This window comes from Hymenobacter sp. B1770 (assembly GCF_049896385.1).
Classification (GTDB): domain Bacteria; phylum Bacteroidota; class Bacteroidia; order Cytophagales; family Hymenobacteraceae; genus Hymenobacter.
The window spans coordinates 78,562-97,615 of the sequence record NZ_JAFCUF010000005.1 but is presented as its reverse complement, the minus strand read 5'-3'; the positions used below and the strand labels follow the sequence as shown (position 1 = coordinate 97,615).

General features: G+C 59.7%; 21 protein-coding genes. 11 read left to right on the top strand and 10 right to left on the bottom strand.

Features of this window, described 5'->3' with window-relative positions; translation table 11 throughout:
* Window positions 1-30: 30 nt before the first annotated feature.
* Window positions 31-999 (bottom strand): YihY/virulence factor BrkB family protein, encoded by a 969-nt coding sequence (locus ACP7AJ_RS11660; RefSeq protein ID WP_426060379.1) that lies wholly within the window; start codon window positions 997-999, stop codon window positions 31-33.
* 222 nt (window positions 1,000-1,221) lie between these two features.
* Between ACP7AJ_RS11660 and ACP7AJ_RS11655 the strand changes: the two genes are divergently transcribed.
* Window positions 1,222-2,043 (top strand): DUF6503 family protein, encoded by an 822-nt coding sequence (locus tag ACP7AJ_RS11655; RefSeq protein ID WP_426060378.1) that lies wholly within the window; start codon window positions 1,222-1,224, stop codon window positions 2,041-2,043.
* Between the two features lie 170 nt (window positions 2,044-2,213).
* Here the strand turns inward: ACP7AJ_RS11655 and ACP7AJ_RS11650 are convergent, their stop codons facing one another.
* Window positions 2,214-2,966, bottom strand: a complete 753-nt coding sequence (locus ACP7AJ_RS11650) for a DUF3891 family protein (RefSeq protein ID WP_426060377.1) — start codon at window positions 2,964-2,966, stop codon at window positions 2,214-2,216.
* Window positions 2,967-3,135: 169 nt separating this feature from the next.
* Between ACP7AJ_RS11650 and ACP7AJ_RS11645 the strand changes: the two genes are divergently transcribed.
* On the top strand, window positions 3,136-4,092 hold the full coding sequence (locus ACP7AJ_RS11645; RefSeq protein WP_426060376.1) for an alpha/beta fold hydrolase: 957 nt from the start codon (window positions 3,136-3,138) through the stop codon (window positions 4,090-4,092).
* A gap of 59 nt (window positions 4,093-4,151) precedes the next feature.
* On the opposite strand, the gene ACP7AJ_RS11640 is transcribed toward ACP7AJ_RS11645, so the two are convergent.
* Window positions 4,152-5,144 carry an NAD-dependent epimerase/dehydratase family protein gene (locus ACP7AJ_RS11640; RefSeq protein ID WP_426060375.1) on the bottom strand — a complete coding sequence of 331 codons (993 nt, stop codon included), beginning with the start codon at window positions 5,142-5,144 and terminating at the stop codon, window positions 4,152-4,154.
* Window positions 5,145-5,260: 116 nt separating this feature from the next.
* Here ACP7AJ_RS11640 and ACP7AJ_RS11635 point away from each other — a divergent pair, with 116 nt between their 5' ends.
* A complete protein-coding gene (locus ACP7AJ_RS11635; protein ID WP_426060374.1) occupies window positions 5,261-6,349 on the top strand; it encodes a patatin-like phospholipase family protein in 1,089 nt (362 codons plus the stop codon).
* 116 nt (window positions 6,350-6,465) lie between these two features.
* Entirely contained in the window at window positions 6,466-7,713 is a 1,248-nt protein-coding gene (gene kbl, locus ACP7AJ_RS11630) for a glycine C-acetyltransferase (protein ID WP_426060373.1), read from the top strand.
* 95 nt (window positions 7,714-7,808) lie between these two features.
* Here kbl and ACP7AJ_RS11625 read toward each other — a convergent pair whose 3' ends face one another.
* The 3 genes from ACP7AJ_RS11625 to folP all read right to left on the bottom strand — a co-directional run bounded on the left by ACP7AJ_RS11625 (window position 7,809) and on the right by folP (window position 10,122).
* Window positions 7,809-8,171, bottom strand: a complete 363-nt coding sequence (locus tag ACP7AJ_RS11625) for a hypothetical protein (RefSeq protein ID WP_426060372.1) — start codon at window positions 8,169-8,171, stop codon at window positions 7,809-7,811.
* Between the two features lie 109 nt (window positions 8,172-8,280).
* On the bottom strand, window positions 8,281-9,114 hold the full coding sequence (cdaA, locus tag ACP7AJ_RS11620) for a diadenylate cyclase CdaA (protein WP_426060371.1): 834 nt from the start codon (window positions 9,112-9,114) through the stop codon (window positions 8,281-8,283).
* 105 nt (window positions 9,115-9,219) lie between these two features.
* A complete protein-coding gene (gene folP, locus ACP7AJ_RS11615; protein WP_426060370.1) occupies window positions 9,220-10,122 on the bottom strand; it encodes a dihydropteroate synthase in 903 nt (300 codons plus the stop codon).
* A 116-nt stretch (window positions 10,123-10,238) separates the two neighbouring features.
* Between folP and ACP7AJ_RS11610 the strand changes: the two genes are divergently transcribed.
* The 5 genes from ACP7AJ_RS11610 (at window position 10,239) to ACP7AJ_RS11590 (ending at window position 14,619) form a co-directional block, all read left to right on the top strand.
* On the top strand, window positions 10,239-10,775 hold the full coding sequence (locus tag ACP7AJ_RS11610; protein ID WP_426060369.1) for a DUF1599 domain-containing protein: 537 nt from the start codon (window positions 10,239-10,241) through the stop codon (window positions 10,773-10,775).
* A gap of 128 nt (window positions 10,776-10,903) precedes the next feature.
* Window positions 10,904-12,082: a BT_3928 family protein gene (locus ACP7AJ_RS11605; RefSeq protein ID WP_426060368.1), complete on the top strand. Its 1,179-nt coding sequence runs from the start codon at window positions 10,904-10,906 to the stop codon at window positions 12,080-12,082.
* Window positions 12,083-12,136: 54 nt separating this feature from the next.
* Window positions 12,137-13,276 carry an ABC transporter permease gene (locus tag ACP7AJ_RS11600; RefSeq protein ID WP_426060367.1) on the top strand — a complete coding sequence of 380 codons (1,140 nt, stop codon included), beginning with the start codon at window positions 12,137-12,139 and terminating at the stop codon, window positions 13,274-13,276.
* Window positions 13,277-13,365: 89 nt separating this feature from the next.
* Window positions 13,366-13,914 (top strand): shikimate kinase, encoded by a 549-nt coding sequence (locus ACP7AJ_RS11595; protein WP_426060366.1) that lies wholly within the window; start codon window positions 13,366-13,368, stop codon window positions 13,912-13,914.
* A 36-nt stretch (window positions 13,915-13,950) separates the two neighbouring features.
* Complete coding sequence (locus ACP7AJ_RS11590) at window positions 13,951-14,619, top strand: sterol desaturase family protein (protein ID WP_426060365.1); 669 nt, start codon at window positions 13,951-13,953, stop codon at window positions 14,617-14,619.
* Window positions 14,620-14,697: 78 nt separating this feature from the next.
* Here ACP7AJ_RS11590 and ACP7AJ_RS11585 read toward each other — a convergent pair whose 3' ends face one another.
* Window positions 14,698-14,877, bottom strand: coding sequence for a hypothetical protein (locus ACP7AJ_RS11585; RefSeq protein WP_426060364.1), 180 nt, complete (start codon window positions 14,875-14,877; stop codon window positions 14,698-14,700).
* A 150-nt stretch (window positions 14,878-15,027) separates the two neighbouring features.
* On the opposite strand from ACP7AJ_RS11585, the gene ACP7AJ_RS11580 reads away from it, so the two are divergent.
* Window positions 15,028-15,660 carry a DUF1684 domain-containing protein gene (locus tag ACP7AJ_RS11580; RefSeq protein ID WP_426060363.1) on the top strand — a complete coding sequence of 211 codons (633 nt, stop codon included), beginning with the start codon at window positions 15,028-15,030 and terminating at the stop codon, window positions 15,658-15,660.
* Window positions 15,661-15,844: 184 nt separating this feature from the next.
* On the opposite strand, the gene ACP7AJ_RS11575 is transcribed toward ACP7AJ_RS11580, so the two are convergent.
* The 3 genes from ACP7AJ_RS11575 to ACP7AJ_RS11565 form a co-directional block, all read right to left on the bottom strand.
* A complete protein-coding gene (locus ACP7AJ_RS11575; protein WP_426060362.1) occupies window positions 15,845-16,708 on the bottom strand; it encodes a TPM domain-containing protein in 864 nt (287 codons plus the stop codon).
* A complete protein-coding gene (locus ACP7AJ_RS11570; protein WP_426060361.1) occupies window positions 16,705-17,163 on the bottom strand; it encodes a TPM domain-containing protein in 459 nt (152 codons plus the stop codon). Before ACP7AJ_RS11570 ends, ACP7AJ_RS11575 begins: the two co-directional genes overlap by 4 nt.
* A 102-nt stretch (window positions 17,164-17,265) precedes the next feature.
* On the bottom strand, window positions 17,266-17,844 hold the full coding sequence (locus tag ACP7AJ_RS11565) for a LemA family protein (protein WP_426060360.1): 579 nt from the start codon (window positions 17,842-17,844) through the stop codon (window positions 17,266-17,268).
* A 185-nt stretch (window positions 17,845-18,029) separates the two neighbouring features.
* Between ACP7AJ_RS11565 and ACP7AJ_RS11560 the strand changes: the two genes are divergently transcribed.
* Entirely contained in the window at window positions 18,030-19,037 is a 1,008-nt protein-coding gene (locus tag ACP7AJ_RS11560; RefSeq protein WP_426060359.1) for a sugar phosphate nucleotidyltransferase, read from the top strand.
* Window positions 19,038-19,054: the final 17 nt, after the last annotated feature.

Sequence of the window (19,054 nt, the reverse complement as noted above, 5' to 3'; positions counted from 1 at the left end):
TCAAGCTCAGGCAAATCTTTTTTCAGCGCCCTAGCCTTTCCAGCGCCCCGTGGCACGGGGGCGGCCGGTAGCTTTTTCTTCGCGCGATTCGCCGGGGGCGTACTCCTCGAGCCTTACCCGCACGGCATGAGCTTTGGGCTGCACCTTCTGGCCAAAAGCATCGGCAAACTCCTGGGTAAACTCGGCCCCGAAAAAGATAATGAGCGAAGAATAGTTGACCCACAGCAACAGCACGATTGCCGAGCCCGCTGCTCCAAAGGCCGAGCCAGGCTCAGCCTTGGCGATGTAGAAAGCAATGAGAAACTTGCCAATTACGAAAAGCAGGGCCGTGATGAAAGCACCAATCAACACGTCGTTCCAGCGAATGATGGCATCGGGCAGGAAGCGGTAGATGAGGGCAAATAGCAGCGTGGTCACGCCCAAGGAAAGGGCAAAGTCGACTGCCCGAATGGCCACCACGCCTATCATGGGCAATATTTCCTGCAGCCAACCCGTGAAGGCACTCAGCACGGCGCTTACCACGAAGGAAATGAGCAACAGCAGGGCCACGCTAAGAATCAGCCCGAAGGAAAGAACCCTTTGCTTTATGAAAGCACCAATACCGATGCCTTCGGTTTTCACCTTCAGGTTCCAGATGTCGTTGATGCTTTCCTGCAGGGTGACGAAAAATGTGGTGGCCGCAAATATGAGCGTGCTGATGCCGATGGCCGTGGCCACGGGCCCGCGCTCCTGCAGGGTAAACTTGGCAATGCTGTCTTGCAGGAACTTGGCCGATTCGGACCCCACCAAACCCCTGAGCTGCTCGTATACCTGTCCGGTGAGGGCCTCGCCCCCAAACACTGCGCTGGCTACCGTGATGACGATAAGCAGCAGCGGCGGCAACGAAAAAATGGTGTAGTACGACAACGCTGCTGAGTGCCGAAACGAGTTGTTGTTGCTGAATTCGCCGGCCGACGACTTCAGAACAGTTAGAATGTCGGAAAACTTATAATGTGCCATGCTGCGTGGAAAAGTGACCGGCGGAAAGCGAGAAATGCCTTTCTATTACGGGCAGCCGAGAACAGCGTTGGTACCGGGCCCTCACAAATCAGGGCAGGACATGTGTTTTGCGACGCGCCCTTGCTTTCTGGCGCGCCCGTAGTCTTCTGCTTTGGCTGGGCCAACTCCCGCTGGGCTGCGCCGTATCTTGCCGCACGCTTCCGCTTTTTACTCAACTCTCTTATGCCCTCCGTCTTCCGTTTCGTGCGCGCGCTGCTTCCGATTTTTTTTGGCGTTTTGCTGCTAGCTACACCGGCGCAGGCTCAAAAGCAGAAAATCAAGGTTAAAGGGGGAGCATCGGCGTCTTACCCCGCCGCTGAAGGTTTCGACGCCGCGGGCTCCGATGCCAAAGCCATTGCCATTGCCGACCGTGCCATGCGCGAGATGGGCGGCTACGAAAACTGGAAAAACGCCCGCTACTTTGCTTGGAGCTTTTTTGGCGGCCAGTACCAGATTTGGGACAAGTACACGGGCGACTTTCATTGGGAGAAAGACACCCTGGTAGCCAACTACAACCTGAACACCAAGCAGGGCCGCGTGTACAGCCGCGGCCAGGACATTTCGGCCTCTCCCACCGGCCAGAAAGTGTTGGACCGCATGACCAGCATCTGGATAAACAACTCCTACTGGCTGTTGATGCCTTTCAAGCTCAAAGACTCGGGCGTGACGCTCGCCTACAAGGGCGAAGGCAAAACCATGGATGGTGCCGTGGCCGACGTACTCCAAATGACCTTTAAGGAAGTGGGCGTGACGCCCCAAAACCGCTACGAAGTACTGGTGAACCGCTCCAGCGGCCTCGTAGAAGAGTGGGCCTATTTCGCCAAAGCTACCGACGAGCAGCCCGGCTTCCGCCGGCGCTGGAACGAATACACCAAGCAGGGTAACCTCCTGCTAGCCGCCGGCCGCAGCGATGCCAAGCCCTCGCGCCTCGACAACATTGCCCAGTTGCAAACCTTACCCGAAGGCATAATGACCAGCACCACGCCGGTTACTAAGGTGAAGTAGCCTTTGTATTAAAGAGAACAGTCAGGCAGATCGCAGCAACTCGCTTGCTTCGCCAACAAACGTCTATCATGCTGGGCTTGCGGAGCATCTTCTCACGCCACAACGAAGTCGTTCACCAGGGATAAGATGCTTCGCAAGCTCAGCATGACAAGCGGCGCGAGCGAAGCAAGCTATTTCTTACTCCCGCTCGGCCGAATTTCCCAGCGCAGCGTTTCGATGGGCGCCTCCTTCAGGGCGGCACTCAGTTCCGCATCGTCCCGGAACTGCAACTGCGTCAGAATGCTGGCTTCTACGCTCACCGCCACTTCTGTTTCGCGAAAGGGCCACGGATTAATCACCACCGGGCCACCGGCTTCGGGCTGCGCCAGGGTATACATGGTGCCGTCGGGCCCGGGGTAGATTTCTACGGCCCGGCCCATCTCCGGTATTTCTTGCCGACACAGAATGAGCGAGAGGCGGTCGCACCAGTGCAGCAGGTCGTATGCTTGCTGGGCTTCTTTTTTGGTAAGGTGCAGGGCCCGCCGCCATTGATCCTGGCCGGTGCGAAGGTCGTCGAGAAAAGCGTCGGTCTTCTTATTCTGCCCGCGCAGGCCTTCGTAGAGCAGGCTCAGGTGCAGGCTCGTGAGCAGGCTGCGCCAACGCCCCTGGAAGCGGGCGGCCGCCAGCACGCCAGTGGCCTGCTCCAGGGAAAACTCTTTTTGGGTGAAGTTGGCCGGGGCGCCGGCGGGCGTGAGGCCGTAGTGCCCGCCGCGGCCGTGCCAGGCGGCCTGTTCGTCGTCGTGCTGCGCAATGGCGGCCAGCAGGCCCACCCAGCGGTCGGGCGCCAAGGTGTGGGGCCAGTACCAGGCCAGTTGCATGGCCAGTAAGGCGTGAGCTTGCTGGTAAATAATTTGCCAGCCAGCGGGCGTAGAGTTGACTATCATGTAGCAGAAAACCGAGCGTAGGTTCTTTCAACTACAAAGAATGCGTTGGGGTTGCCAGCGATTCCGGGGCAACGCAGCGGCAGCTACGCTCATTTTGCCCCGGCGCAGTGCCGCAAGGCTCCGGGCTGCTACTTACCAACTTCGCCGTCAAGCCGGCCGTACGGTAGCCATGCCCCACCCTTCTGGAAGCAGCGTCGCCGATGCCCTTTACACTCCCCTTACCGTGCGCCTGCCCGATGGCCGCCGCCTGGGCCTTACCCGCTACGGCAGCCCGGCCCACCAAGCCGTGGTCTTTCACCACGGCTTCGGCTCTTCCAGCCTCGAGTTGCCGCCCTCCGTGGCGCTGCTGGACCACTTACAGCTGCAGCTGCTGGCACCCGACCGCCCCGGCGTGGGCGAGTCCGACGTGTACCGTCGCCTCACCTTCCCCTCGTTTGCCCACGATGTAGCGGCCGCCCTCGACGCCCTGCATATCACGGGCCCGGTGGGCGTGATGGGCTGGTCGGTGGGCGGCGTGCACGCCCTAGCGCAGGCTGCCTGCTACCCCGAGCGGGTGGCCGCCGTGCAACTGCTCAGCACCTGCCTGCCGCTGGGGGAGCCGACCGCCTACCGCCACCTTACCCGCACCTGGAAGCTGCTGCGCTGGGGCCAAACCGGTTTCCCCTGGCTGAACCGCACCACCTTCCTGTGGCTGAGCCGGCAGTGGGCCCGCCACCCCGACCGCACCATCGACGGTTTTATCTTGCTGATGCGCCAAGCCGAACAGGACGTGACCGGGCAGCCCGGCTTCCGGGAGCTGCTGCGCGATGCGGCCGTGCACGGCTTTGCCCACCACGGCCGCGGCGTGTACGACGACGCGCAGGCGTGGTGCCGCCGGCCGGGGTTCTCAATTGAGGACGTGCGCGCCCCCACCGTGCTCTGGCACGGCACCGCCGATGGCATTTGGCACCATGGCAACATCCCTTACCTAGCCAGCCGCATAGCCAATGCCCGCGTTAGGCTGCTGCCGGACCAGGGGCATATGCTATACCTGGAGAACTGGGAAGCTATTCTAACCGAAATGCGGAAGTTGCTGTATGGAAAAACAGTAGAACAGCACGCGTCCGTCAATCGTCTGTCATGCTGAGCAGTCTTAGCATGACAGACGATTGACGGACGACGGACCTACCAAACCCTAAAAAGTGCTTACGCCGGCTGCAGCTCCTTCAGATGCACCAGCATGTCCTGAGTCATTTTGTCCAGGTCGAAATCGGGCTGCCAGCCCCAATCCTGGCGAGCAGCAGAGTCATCAATGCTGGCGGGCCAGGAGTTGGCGATTTGCTGACGGCCATCGGGCTTGTAGGCCACCTCAAAATCGGGCATGTGCTGCTGAATGCTGGCCGTAATTTCGGCCGGTGAGAAGCTCATGGCACCCAGGTTGTAGCTGGTGCGCACCTTTATTTGGTCGGCCGGGGCGTGCATCAGGTCCAAGGTGGCCTTCAGGGCATCGGGCATGTACATCATCGGCAGGTAGGTGTCTTCTTCGAGAAAGCACTCATAGCTCTCGCAGGCAATGGCTTTGTGGTAGATGTCGACAGCGTAGTCGGTGGTACCGCCGCCGGGCAGGCTCTTGTAGCCAATCAGGCCGGGGTAGCGCAAGCTGCGCACGTCGAGGCCGTGCTTGCGGTGGTACCACTCGCACCACTGCTCGCCGGCCAGCTTGCTGATGCCATACACCGTGTTGGGGTTCATGATGGTAACCTGCGGCGTGTTGTCGCGGGGCGTGTCGGGGCCGAATACCGCGATAGAGCTGGGCCAGTACACTTGGGCCACGCCGTGGGCCACGGCCGCTTCGAGCACGATGAGCAGGCCGTCCATGTTCAGCTGCCAGCCGAAGAGCGGGTTTTTCTCCGCGGTGGCCGAGAGCAGGGCCGCGAGGTGATAAATCTGCTTGGGCCGGTACTGGCGAATGAGCTTGTCGAGGCGGGTGCGGTCGAGCACGTCGAGCAGCTCGAAGGGGCCACCGGCCAGCATTTCCGGGTTTTTCGGGGGGCGCACGTCGGCGGCTACTACGAGGTTGGGCGCGTAGCGCTGGCGCAGGGCCGCTACCAGCTCCAGGCCTAGCTGGCCGCAGGCGCCAATAACCAGCACGGAGCCGGGTAAAACAGTGGTTTCAGTATCGCCGGGAGTGGTGGCCATGCGCGGAATCAGGATTGGGTGGGACGGTGGGATTCAGGTTTAGGGTGCAAAGATACCGGGCCGCCGTTGCCAAAGTGCCACTGCACTACCCAGAGCACTGCGGTACCTTTGGCCTCATGCTTATACGGTTTGTTTTACGCCGCTTCTGTTTCGGACTACTGCTCTGTGCCGGAGCTGCTACTGTTGCTGCGCAACCAGCCACCCCGCGCTACCGCAACCTGGTGATGGAAGGCGGTGGCATTCGCGGCATTGCCTACGGCGGCGCTCTGCAGGAGCTGGAGCAGCAAGGCGTGCTACGCGGCATTGAGCGGGTAGGCGGTACTTCGGCCGGGGCCATTCAGGCAGCTCTGCTGGCTGTGGGCTACTCGGCCAGCGAGATTATCGACGTGGTGAATGCCACGCCCGTCCAGCGCCTCAACGACGGCCGCTTTATCTTCTTCGGCGGCAGCCACCGATTGGTGAAGCAGTACGGCTGGTACCGAGGCGACCAATTCGCCACTTATATGAGCGAGTTGGTGGCCCGCAAAACCCAGCAGCCCAACCTCACCCTGGGCCAGTTGCACACGCTGGCCCAGCAGCAGCCTTCTCGCTTCCGCGACCTCTACACCACCGGCACCAACCTCACTACCCAGCGCGTGCAGGTGTTCAGCTACGAAACCACCCCCACCATGCGCGTGGCCGATGCCGTACGCATCAGCATGAGCATTCCGCTGTATTTCCGGGCCGTGCTGCTCGATGCGCAGAACAATGTTATTACGGGAACCCCTACCCCCGGCCAACCCGTGCAGGTACTGGTCGATGGCGGGCTGTTGGCTAATTATCCCGTCGATTTATTTGACAAACCGCGTTACTTAGCCGCAGGCAGTTCCGGCACACCCGATGCGCGCGGCAACGTCTTCAACCCCGAAACCCTGGGCCTGCGCCTCGACCGCGCCGAACAGATTCCACTGGATACGGTGGCCACTGGCCGGCGGCAGCTGGCACCGTACGACATTCAGGACTTCAATACCTACATGGGCGCCCTTTATACCGTGGCCCTCGAAAACCTTAATCCCGTACAGCCCGCAGATTGGAAACGCACGGTGAGCATCAACTTTCTGGGCTTTAGCCCAAAAATCAAGCGCGTGACGGATGCCGAAAAAAAACTGTTGATGGACAGCGGACGGCAGGGCGTGCAGGCGTTCCTGGCGCGGCATCCCAAATGAGGGAGTTGTGTTGTCAGCATGACAAGCAAGTGAATATGTAGCTGGCCGTGATACCTGTCGACACTGTCCTGTGTAATTTTGGTCCACTACATCTCATCCCACCTTACCCGCTACTTATGTACGCCACTCTCCAGCCCGACCTCGAGCAGCAGCTTCAGGAAATAAAGGATGCCGGTCTTTTCAAGAAGGAACGCATCATTACCTCGCCCCAGGGCGCCGAAATCGAAACTGACGAAGCCGGCGAAGTGCTGAACTTCTGCGCCAACAACTACCTCGGCCTGTCCTCGCACCCCGAGGTGATTGAAGCCGCCAAAGCCGCGATTGACTCGCACGGCTACGGCATGTCGTCGGTGCGCTTTATCTGCGGCACGCAGGACATTCACAAGCAGCTGGAGCAGAAGCTGGCCGAATTTCTAGGCACCGAAGACACCATCCTCTACGCCGCCGCTTTCGACGCCAACGGCGGCGTATTCGAGCCCCTGTTCAACGAGCAGGACGCCATTATTTCCGATGCCCTGAACCACGCCAGCATCATCGACGGCGTGCGTTTGTGCAAGGCCCAGCGCTACCGCTACCAGCACAACGACATGGCCGACCTGGAAAAGCAACTCCAGGATGCCCAGGCCAAGGGCTCGCGCCACCGCATCATCGTCACCGACGGCTCGTTTAGCATGGACGGCACCATTGCCCAGCTTGACAAAATCTGCAACCTCGCCGATAAGTACCAGGCCCTCGTGATGGTGGACGAATGCCACAGCAGCGGTTTCCTGGGCAAAACCGGCCGCGGCACCCACGAAATGCGCGGCGTGATGGGCCGCGTCGACATCATCACCGGTACGCTGGGCAAGGCCCTGGGCGGCGCCATGGGCGGCTTCACCTCGGGCCGCAAGGAAATCATCGACATTCTACGCCAGCGCAGCCGGCCCTATCTGTTCTCCAATACTCTGGCTCCTGCCATCGTGGGCGCCTCACTGCGCGTGCTGGAGTTGCTGACGGAAAGCACCAAGCTGCGCGACCAACTCGAAGAAAACACCAAGTACTTCCGCGAGCAGATGACGGAAGCCGGCTTCGACATTCGTCCAGGCCAGCACCCCATCGTGCCCGTTATGCTCTACGACGCCAAGCTGGCCCAGGAATTCGCCGCCAAGATGCTGGATAAAGGCATTTACGTGGTGGGTTTCTACTACCCCGTGGTGCCGCAGGGCCAGGCTCGCATTCGGGTGCAGCTGAGCGCCGGCCACACCCGCGCCCACCTCGACAAGGCTATTGCTGCCTTCAAGGAAGTAGGCAAAGAACTAGGCACGCTGAAGGACCCGAGCGCCGCGCAGTCGGCGGCCGGGCAGGTGGTGCAGAACACCCCCTGAGTTAAGCCAGCAACGAACTGCTTTAAAAACAGAAAACGCCACCCCAATAAGGGTGGCGTTTTCTGTTTTAACAGGATTATGCAAGGTTCGCCTGGTTACGCGGCGCGGAAGCCCGTGGCCTGACGGATGCTGCGCTCGTTGCCGGTAGCCGGGTCGGCGTAGGTATGGTCGCTTACTTCGATGGAAAGCTGCTTGCCTATGAGCTGCTTGGTGTCGAGGTCTTTGCCCTCCTCAGGACGAATGCCGGCGGCCGAGTACAGCTGCAAAATGATGGGATGACCGGCTTCCGAATTATAGAAGCGCTGACTGACAAACCCGTCTTCGTTTTCCATGCGAGCGGCAAAAAACGGCACCTGCTGGTGCTCACTAACGCCCTCTTCAATACCCGTAATCTTGACCGTGTGCCGGCCGTCGGGCAGGAAACCTTTGTCCTGGCCTTTTGCAACTTCGATTTTCATAACGCTAATATTATTGGGATGTTTAAGCTAAATCTATTGGCTTAAACGACCCAATTAGCACCAGGGTTATAAAAAATCTTTAGCTGATTTGTTTGGAACAACGGTGCTTCTAAGCCGCTGCTTCTGGCTTCAACGAAGAGGCGGAAGAGCTGGCGCCACTTTTCAGCAGCCACTCATTCAGGCGGCTGCGCAGCTCGGCGGTGGCCAGGTCGCGGTAGAGCACACCGTGGTACACCAAGCTGATGGCGCCGGTTTCTTCGCTCACCACCAGCACCACGGCATCGGTCACTTCGCTCAGGCCGATGGCGGCCCGGTGGCGCAGGCCCAGCGAAGCCGGCACGTCAGGGTTTTCGCTGACCGGGATGATGCAGCGGGCGGCCTGAATGCGGCCGTTGGCCACAATCACGGCGCCGTCGTGCAGGGGGCTGGTTTTGTTGAAAACCGAGAGCAGCAGGCGCTTGCTGATTTCGGCATCGAGCCGGTCGCCGGATTCGGCAAAGGGCGTGAGGTCCGAGGCCTGTGCAAAGCAGATGAGGGCGCCGGTGTACTTGTTGGAAAGACTCTTGGCGGCCTCCACAAACGGACCAACGGACAGCGGCGGCCCCACCGCCGGGCGGCCCCACTTCCAGCCGCGCACCCGCTCCAGGGCCGTGGCCTTGCCCACACTCAGCAAAAATCGCCGAATTTCCTGCTGAAATAGAATGATGCTGGCCAGCACGCCCACGCTCATAAACTGCCCCAGAATCTTGGTCAGCAGCTCCATGCCGGTGGCCTTCACCACCAGGTAGAGCAGGTATATCGAAACCAGCCCCAGCGCCACGTTCAGGGCCACCGAGCCGCGCAGCAGCTTGTAGAGCTGGTAGAGCAGCACCGTCACCAGCAACACGTCGGCCGCGTCAATCCAGCCGAATCGCAGGAAATTGATGGGGAAGGGGCCGGACATGGGCGTGTAGAAATAGAGCGGCGGGAGGCGGAGCGCCCTTATTTTAAGGAGGCGCTGCAGGGCAGCCGTGGCACGGCAAGCCTACCAATACTCAAATTACGGCCTTTATTCCCCCAAAGGAAAGGTATTGGCAAATAATTGTATGGTTTGGCGGGCCTCGGCCACGTCGTGGACCCGCAGCAGTCGGGCTCCCCCCTGCAGGGCCACCATGTGAAGGGCCGTGGTGCCGTTTAGGGCCGATTCTGGGCTGAGGCCCAGAGGGCCGTACACCATTTTCTTGCGGGAGAGGCCCGCCAGCAGGGGGCAGCCCAAGGCCTGTAGCTCGGCCAGGCGCCGCAACAACTCGTGGCTTTGGGCAGCGGTTTTGGCAAAGCCAAAGCCCGGGTCCAGAACCACATCTACCGCTCCGGCACGGCGCAGGGCGGCCAGCGAATCGCGGAAATAACGCAATAGGGTCACCACTACATCGTCTTCATAGTGCGTGAGCTGCGCCATGGTTTGGGGCGTGCCGCGCATGTGCATCAGCACGTAGGGCACGCGCAGGCGGCCCACAGTGGCAAACATTTCGGCGTCGAGGGTGCCGCCGCCCACGTCGTTTACCAGGTCGGCGCCTGCGGCCACGGTAGCAGCGGCAATGCGGGCGCGAAACGTATCGGCCGAGAGAAAAGCCTGCGGAAACTCGTGGCGCAGCAGCTCAATGGCTGGCAGCAGCCGGCGGCCTTCTTCTCCTTCCGAAATATGCTCGGCCCCGGGGCGGCTGCTGTAGGCGCCCAGGTCGAGCACGGCCGCCCCGGCGGCGAGCATGGCTTCGGCCCGTACCAGCAAGTCGCGCTCCGAAGCTACACGGCTGCCCGCAAAAAACGAGTCGGGCGTGAGGTTGAGGATGCCCATCACCTGCGGCCGGTGCAGGCTCAATAGCCGGCCGTGCGGGCTCAGGAGCGACGTGGCTACGTGCTGCGTGGGCGGAAAGGCAGATGGGCGGGCTTGGGAGGCAGTGGGTTGAAGCATGGTGAGAGACGCGGAAGCGGAGAGCAATGCCGTATGTCGGCTCAATATCCGGCTGCCCGCCCGAACTTGCAGCGGTGAGCATTACCGACCACCCCTCCACTCTCTTACCTTCTCCTTTGCAAACGCCTGAACACTACGACCTGCTGCTGGCTCGCTGCCGCACCTTGTTTCTGGCCAAAACCCACGATTACGGCACCGCGTGGCGCATCCTGCGCCTGCCCTCCGTTACCGACCAGATTTTTATCAAAGCCAACCGCATCCGCACCATTCAGGAAACCGGGGTGCAACTCGTGGCCGACGACGTGAACGAGGAGTTCGTGGCCATCATCAACTACTGCCTTATTGCCCTGATGCAGCTGCACCTGCCGCCCAACACTCCGCTCGACATGACGCCCGAGGCCGTGGCCGCCGCTTACGACCACGAAGCCGCCGAAAACCGCCGCTTGCTGCTGGCCAAAAACCACGACTACGGCGAGGCCTGGCGTCAAATGCGCGTATCAAGCATCACCGACCTGATTCTGATGAAGCTGCACCGCGTGAAGCAGCTCGAAAACATTGGCGGCGACGCTTGGGTAAGCGAGAGCGTAGAAGGCAGCTACCGCGACATGTTGAACTACGCCGTGTTTGCGTTGATTTTGAGAGGCGAAGCGTAGCGTAGCCCAAGGCGAGAACAAAAAACTTCCCTCCTCAATAAGGAAGGGAGCTAAATGTTCTCTCTTCCTTTTCCGTCTCTCAAACCCTGCGCGTTGCCTAACCGTTTGCCACCGGCTTACTTTGTCTTATGTCAAAACTCAGTTTCAGTACCGGTGCCACGCCGGCGCCCCACATGCTGCGCAACGTTACCAAGGTGTCGTGGGCTTTGCTGGGGGGCCTGTTTATTTTTTCAGGGCTTATTAAGTTGAACGACCCCGTGGGGACGGCCTATAAGTTCGAAGAATACTTCGAGGTATTTGCCGTCGACCTACCTGCCCTGGATTCCATCTTTCTGTTTTTTAGAGGGATGTCGCGCACGCTGTCCATCGTGCTGAGTTCGCTCGAGGTAATTTTGGGCGTGGCCTTACTGCTGCGCTGGCACCTGCGAGCTATCCTGTGGATACTGTTGGGCCTGCTGGTGTTCTTCACCTTCCTCACCTTCTATTCGGCGGCGTTCAATAAAGTAACCGACTGCGGCTGCTTCGGCGATTTTATCAAGCTGACGCCGTGGACGTCGTTTGCCAAAGACGTGTTTTTGTTGGTGCTGTGGGCCGTGGTGTTTTTCAACCAACGATTTTTGCGCCACTCGTTTGTGCAGGGCACGCCTGGCATCATGACCATGACCTTTGTTTCGGCCATTGCCATCGGTATTGGCATGCGGGCTCTGGGCCATTTGCCTTATTTCGATTTCCTGCCCTACAAAGTCGGCAACGATATCGGCAAGCTCATGAAGCCCGCCGAGCCGGCCCGCTACCGCTACACTATGACGCGCAACGGCGAAACCAAGGAGTTTGACGAGTACCCCACCGATTCGACCTGGAAGTACCAAGCCATGACGGCTGTGAACCCGGAGAAGTCGCGCCCCGTCATCACCGATTTTGAGGTGTCGGACATAGACGGCAATTCTTACACGCAGGAGCTGCTCAAGGGCAATAAGATGGTGCTCATTGTGCAGAACACCAACAAGGCTGACCGCGACCGGTTTGAAGCCATTAATGCCCTAATGGCCGCCACCGCCAAGTCGCGCAAAGACATCACGGCGCTCACCATCACAAGCACGAGCCCGGCCAAGTTCGACTCGTTCCGGCACGATGTGAACCTGTCGGGCCCCTACTACTTCGCCGACGCTACGGTGCTCAAATCCATCATTCGCTCCAACCCCGGCTTGGTCATTCTGAGCAACGGCGTGGTGCAGGCCAAATACCACTACCACGACATCCCCGAGCTATTTGAAGTAGAGAAAGCGCTGGCGCAAACCTTCCAGTAATCCAACGATTGGGCAGGTAGCCCAGGCCCAGTCCGGGTAGCTAGCAGCTGCCCAATGATTTTGCCTTCCGCCGCTTTTGCTGATTACTACGCGTCCTTACTTTCGCTCTGGCAGCCCTCCCGCTTACTTAACTCCATGCTCTCCTTTATCCTCCGTCGCCTGGCTCAGGGCCTGCTGGTACTAGTGGGGGTGGCGTGCACGGTATTCCTGCTGTTCAACGTGCTGCCCGGCGACCCCGCCGCCCTACTGGCCGGCCAGCGCACCGACCTGGCCACCAAAGCCGCCATCACCGCTGACCTGGGCCTCGACCAGCCCTTGCCCACCCGCCTGGCGGGCTACCTCAACGATATTTCGCCGCTGGGCCTGCACGCCCGCGACTCGGCTAGCCAGGCGCGCTACGGAGGCCTCACGCTGCTGCCGCTCGGCCCGCAGGCACTGGTACTGAAAACGCCCTACCTGCGTCGCTCCTTTCAAAGCAATAAGGACGTGCTCAGCATCCTGCTCGATTATTTTCCCGGCACCATGTGGCTGGCGCTGGCGGCCATGGTCATAGCCAGCCTGGGTGGGGTGGCTTTTGGCGTGGCAGCGGCCCTGCGGCCCCAGTCGGTGCTGGACCGCACCTTGGTAACCACCTCCGTTTTTGGCATTTCGGTGCCGTCGTTTGTGGCCGCCATTGCCATTGCCGTCACCTTTGGCTTTTATTGGAGCCACTGGACGGGCCTGAGCCTGACAGGGCAGCTTTACGAAACCGACCCTTTTTCGGGAAAAAGCCATCTGGTGCTGCGCAATCTGCTGCTGCCAGCGGTGGCGCTGGGCATCCGGCCGCTGGCCATCATCACGCAGCTCACGCGCTCGAGTATGCTCGATGTGCTCAGCCAGGACTACATCCGTACGGCCCGCGCCAAAGGCCTGAGCCGCACGGCCACCGTGCTGCACCACGCCCTGCGCAACGCCCTGAATCCGGTGGTAACGGCCGTATCGGGCTGGCTGGCCTCGCTCATGGCCGGCGCTTTTTTCATTGAATACATCTTCAACTGGAAAGGCCTGGGCACCGTGACCCTACGGGCGGTTGAGAACCTGGATTTCCCCGTGGTGATGGGCGCCACTCTTTTTGTAGCGGCATTGTTTGTGCTAATAAACATTGTGGTCGATGTGCTTTATGCGCTGCTCGACCCGCGGGTGAAAATCACCTAACCAAATATCCTACAAACAGGTATAGTAGCAATTGCACTGGCAACAGCTTTCTGACGTCCTGCAACAGCTAATAAAATATTAATTTGACTTTGAAGCTTTACCTCATTGGCATGCCGGGCTCTGGCAAAACCACGTTGGGCCACGCCCTTGCAGCGCATTATGCGCTGCCCTTTCTGGACCTAGATGCGGAGATTGTGGCCCGGGCCGGCCAGGTAATTCCGGCCATATTCCTGCAGCATGGCGAGGCTTATTTCCGTAAGCTCGAAGCCGAAGTATTGCGCGAGCTCGCGGCCCGGCCCGGCTCCCTGATATTGGCCACGGGCGGCGGCACCCCCTGCTTCCACGATAACCTCACGGTGCTGAATGCCACTGGCACCACGGTCTGGCTCGACGTGCCAGTTGAAGAACTTGCCGCTCGCCTGGCCGCTGTGGCCGAAACCGCCAGCCGCCCGCTGCTGGCCACAGCTGGCCCTAAAGTGAAGTGGCTACAGGAAACCATAGGCCACCGCAAACAGTTTTACGAACAGGCGCAGCTGCGGTGCGACACGGCCAGCTGCACCCCCGCCGCAGTGGCTGCGCAGCTAGCCGCTGCCGGAGTAAGCACGCCGCCCGCGGCCGGATTAGCTCCGGCAGCGTAATTTCGTTAATTATATAATCCAACGTTCGCTACTCCTATGCAATCTGTATCCACCGAAGAGCCCGTTGCAAGTGCTTCTCAGTCAAGCGCGCCTGTCCGTCCGAAGCACAAAGGCTCGGCTCAGCTGTTCGAGAACCCCCTGCTGGAGCGCCTTTCGCACACGCACATTGCATTGCCCGTCGGCATATTCGCCGCCACGGCCCTTCTGAGCATGTATTACGGGCTTTCCCACGGCTTTATGTCGGGGCTGTCGGCCCTGGGGCTGTTTTTGCTAGGCTTGTTTGCCTTCACCTATGCCGAATACGCGGTGCATCGCTACCTCTACCATCTGCCGGCCACTACGCCCCGGCGGGCCAAGCTTCAATACACGCTGCACGGCGTGCACCACGAGTACCCCAAAGATAAAACCCGCTTGGCCATGCCGCCCATCGTGACGGTGTTCGTGGCGTCGCTGCTATTCTTTATTTTCCGCCTCAGCTTCGGCTCGTATGCGTTCGGCTTGCTGGCGGGCTTCACGTTTGGCTACGCCATGTACCTGTTTGTGCACTATGCCACGCATGCCTACGCGCCGCCAAAGAATTTTCTGAAGGTGTGGTGGACCCACCACGCCCAGCACCATTACCGGCCCGAACCGGTTGCTTTCGGCGTGTCGAGCACGCTATGGGACCACATCAACGGCACCATGCCCAGTAAGCGGGCCGAATAGCCTTCTTAATGTCTCATAAAGCAAAAGGGCGCCTCCACTGCGGAGGCGCCCTTTTGCTTATCGGTTTATAGCTACCGGCTACCTGCGGGGGCCACGCATTTTATTCACAATAAACCACAGCAGCGCTACTATTAAAAACACGACAATGATGCCAGTGTAAGCGCCAGCTTTGAAGATACCGGCGATGGCATCGCAGCCGGTGAGGGTGGTGGCCAAAAAGCCGAGGAACAGGAATAAGGAAATACGGGAAGTTGTCATGGCATAGAGAGGAAGGGTGAAAGAAGCTCCAGCAGTATTAGCACCACCGGATACACCTGATACTGAGGCTACGTTCAAAAGGTTAAGTTTGAGCAACGCCGCGCCAGCCTCAGCTATTTGCTAACCCACTTGGCAGAGTAGCTTTGGCGAATGAAATGGTCTATCCTGTTGACGTCAATTTTAGGGTTTTTGCATCCGGCAGCTCACGCCCAGGTTGATGCTAGTCTCCAAGACAGCCTCGCTCATCGGCAGGCGGTCCTCGGCTTTCAGCAGGAGCTGAACAAGGAATTCAGCGACCCCAAGGAGTCGCCACTTAATGCGACTGAGCGCCGGGCTTTTCAAGGCTTGCCTTTCTACCCCATCCGCTACGCTTACTACGTGGCGGCACAGCTGGTGCGCGACTCTACCTCACTGCCCTTCGCCATGGAAACCAGCACTGCCCGCCGCCCACTCTACCGCAAGTATGGCGAGCTCCGCATGGTGCTACAGGGCCAGCCCGTGCGCCTGAGCGTGTACCAAAGCGCCGACTTGCTCAAGAGGCCTGGCTACGAAGACTACTTGTTTCTGCCCTTCACCGACCTCACCAATGGCCACGGCAGCTACGGTGGTGGCCGTTACCTCGACCTGCGCATCCCTCCCAAAGGCACCACAACCATGCAGTTGGATTTCAACCGCGCCTACAATCCGTCTTGCGCCTACAACCATGGCTATTCTTGCCCTGTGCCTCCCGCCGAAAACAGGCTGCCGCTGGCCGTGCCAGTTGGGGTGCGCAGCGAGCACTGAGGAAGCTTAGGCTTAGCAGAAGAACTCCAATTTGCGTCATGCAGAGCGCGGCAAAGCATCTCTACCGCGTAACTAAATGAGATTAGCATTGAGGTAGAGATGCTTTGCCGCGCTCTGCATGACGTCCTGATTTCGACGAAAACTTATCTTCTAGTACGAAGCCTTTGTTGCGTTGAGGCGGCGGCTACCAGTTGCCGCTGGCGCCGCCGCCGCCGCTGCTGCCCCCGCCGAAGCCGCCGAAACCACCACCGCCCCCGCCACCAAAACCACCGCCACCGAAGCCTCCGCCACCGCCAAAACCACCGCCGCCGAACAAGATGGGGGGCATAAAGCCGCCGCCAAAGCCACGGTTGCCACGACCGCCCCGGCCACCCCCACCGCCACGCTTACGCAGCATCACGAAGATGAGCACCAGAATGCCGATAATCAACCAGAACGACGGGCCCGAGCCCGAATTATCGCGCCGGCCGCGCGGGCGGGCATCAGCGGGGTCGGCCTTGTATTCGCCCTTGGCGAGGGCAATGAGCTGGTCGGTAGCGCGGTCGAGGCCAGCGTAATATTGGTTTTGGCGGAAAGCCGGCACCAGCGTGTTGCTGACGATGCGCTTGGCAATGGCGTCGGGCACGGCGCCCTCCAGGCCGTAGCCGGTTTGGATACGGGCCACCCGCTCTTGCTGGGCCACCAGTACCAGTATGCCGTTGTTTTTGCCCCGGCGGCCAATTCCCCAGCTTTCGTAAAGCTTCTGGGCGTAGTCGGCCACTTCGTTGCCGTCGAGGCTGGGCACGGTTACCACGGCGATTTGCGACGAGGTGCTGTCGTTGTAAGCCACCAGCTTGCGCTCCAGCGCGTCGGCTTCGCCGGGCTGCATCAGGTTGGCCAGGTCGTTTACCAGGCGCGGTGGGTTGGGCCGCGGCGGAACGTTTTGGGCCGACACTAGCCCGGCAGGCAGCAGCCACAGCAGCGCCAGCAGCAAGGGCCACCACTGAAAACCAGGGGCAACAGTGCAAAATGGCTTTACCAACTGGGCGTTAGCCTCAGAATTTTTCATGCGTCAGGAGACGGTTTTGAGCCGCCGAAAGAAATAGAATCGTCCAGCTCGTTCTGGTCGGTAGTGGCGTTGTAGGGGAAGTAGCGCTTGAGCTGTTCGCCCACTTTATTGATGCCCTCTTCGAGCCCCAGCACGTAGTTGCCGCGACGAAACTGCGCCAGCACGGTTTCCTTGGTGGTTTCCCAAAAATCGTCGGGAACCGCGGCGTTGATTCCGGCATCGCCAATTACGGCAAATTGCCGGCTCTCCCAAGCCAGGTAAAACAGCACGCCGTTGCGGGCGGCCGTCTTGTGCATATTGAGTTCGCCAAAAACCTGTGCGGCGCGGTCTAGGGGCTCGGGCGTGGGGCAAGTATCTTCCAGATGCACCCTGATTTCGCCCGAAGTCGTGACCTCTGCCTGGCGGATGGCCGCGACCAGCGCCGCATCTTGTTCGGGAGTAAGGAGAGATTTCATGTTGTTGAATTATGAGTTTTGAATCATGAATTATGAGTTAAGGACAGGACAGCGAGCTACGCAGGCCAATTCCTAACTCTTAATTCATAACTCACAATTCTTTTAAAACTGAACCGTAGGTGCTTTGCTCGCGCCCGCATCGGCTTCGAAGTAGGGCTTCTCTGAAAAGCCGTACATCTTGGCAAAGAGGTTGTTGGGAAAGGACTTCACCGTACCGTTGTAATCATTGGTAACGGTATTGAACTTGTTACGCTCGACGTTGATGCGGTTTTCGGTGCCCTCAATCTGGGCCTGCAGCTCCTGGAAGTTGGCGTTGGTTTTCAGCTCCGGGTAATTTTCGGAAACGGCCAACAGCCGGCCCAGGCCCGAAGAAAGCTGGCTTTGAGCCGCTTGAAACTTTTCGATGTTTTCAGGCGTGAGCTGATCGGCCGAAATCTGCACGCTGGTGGCCTTGGCCCGGGCTTCCATCACGCTGGTAAGGGTGGCCTGCTCCTGCTTGGCAGCTCCCTTAACAGTATTTACCAGGTTGGGAATGAGGTCGGCCCGGCGTTGGTAGGCACTCTGCACGTTGGCCCACTGGCCTTTAACAGCCTGCTCTTTCTGCGTCATGGTATTAAAGCCGCACGACGACTGGGTGAGCAACAGGGCCAGGCCCACGAAATAAAGGAGGAAGCGTTTCATGAAGGAAAATGAGGTGAAGGGGGTGAAAGAGAAGTTAGTTTTGGGAGGAGCGCAAAACCTGGCGCCGCTGGCCCGGTTTTGTTCCAGGCTTGGCGCAAAATACGTAGCTTGGCCCTAGTAGTTGTAGCTTGCCGCAAAGCGGCCCTTAGCGCCTCCCCTCCATTCCCTGCATCTCGCTCCGTTTAATGAAAGCTGTTATTCCCGTCGCCGGCATTGGTTCGCGCCTGCGCCCCCACACCCACACCCAGCCCAAAAGCTTGGTGCCGGTGGCTGGCAACACCATTCTGGGCCACATCATCGACAGGTTGCAAGCCGCCGGCATTACCGATTTTGTATTCATCGTCGGCTACCTGGGCGATAAAATTGTGCGCTACGTGCGCCGCACCTACCCTGCTCTCAAGGCCACGTTTGTGGTGCAGGAGCCCCGCGAGGGCATTGGCCACGCGCTGTGGCTGGCCCGCGAGGAGTTCCGCCACGAGCCCGAGCCACAGGGCATCCTCATCCTGCTCGGCGACACCATCGTGGACGTGGACTTGGCGGCTCTTATTGCCACGCCCGGCTCAGTGCTGGCGGTGAAGGAAGTGAAAACCCCCGGCATGTTTGGTCTGGTAGAGACCGGTGCCGGCGGGCGGGTAACCAAGGTGGTGGAGAAGCCCAAAATTCCCAAATCGAACTTCGCCATGGTGGGCCTCTACAAGCTGGCCTACCCCGAAAAGCTGGCCCGAGCCCTTGAATGGCTTTACGACACCGACGTACGCACCCACGGCGAACTGCAGCTCACCGATGCCCTCATGCACCTCATCGAGGAAGGCGAGGTGATGACGACCTGCCCCGTGGATAACTGGTTTGACTGCGGCCGCAAAGACACCCTGCTCGAAGCCAATGCCCGCCTGCTGAACCAGCCCGAATTTCTGGAACGGCGCGACTACACCGAATTCCCCGACGCCGTTATTATTCCGCCGGTGAGCATCGGCAAAGGCTGCCAGATTTCGCAGTCCATCATCGGTCCCAACGTGGCCATTGGCGACAAAACCATCATCAAAAATACCATTCTCAGCGATTCCATCATTGGTTCTTACTCCGAGCTTAGCTCGGCCGTGATGCATGACTGCATAGTGGGTTCCGACGCTTCGTTCCGTGGCATGAACCACTCGCTCAACATCGGGGACAATACTGAGATTGATTATAGCTAGGCGAAGCGGGAGTGGGC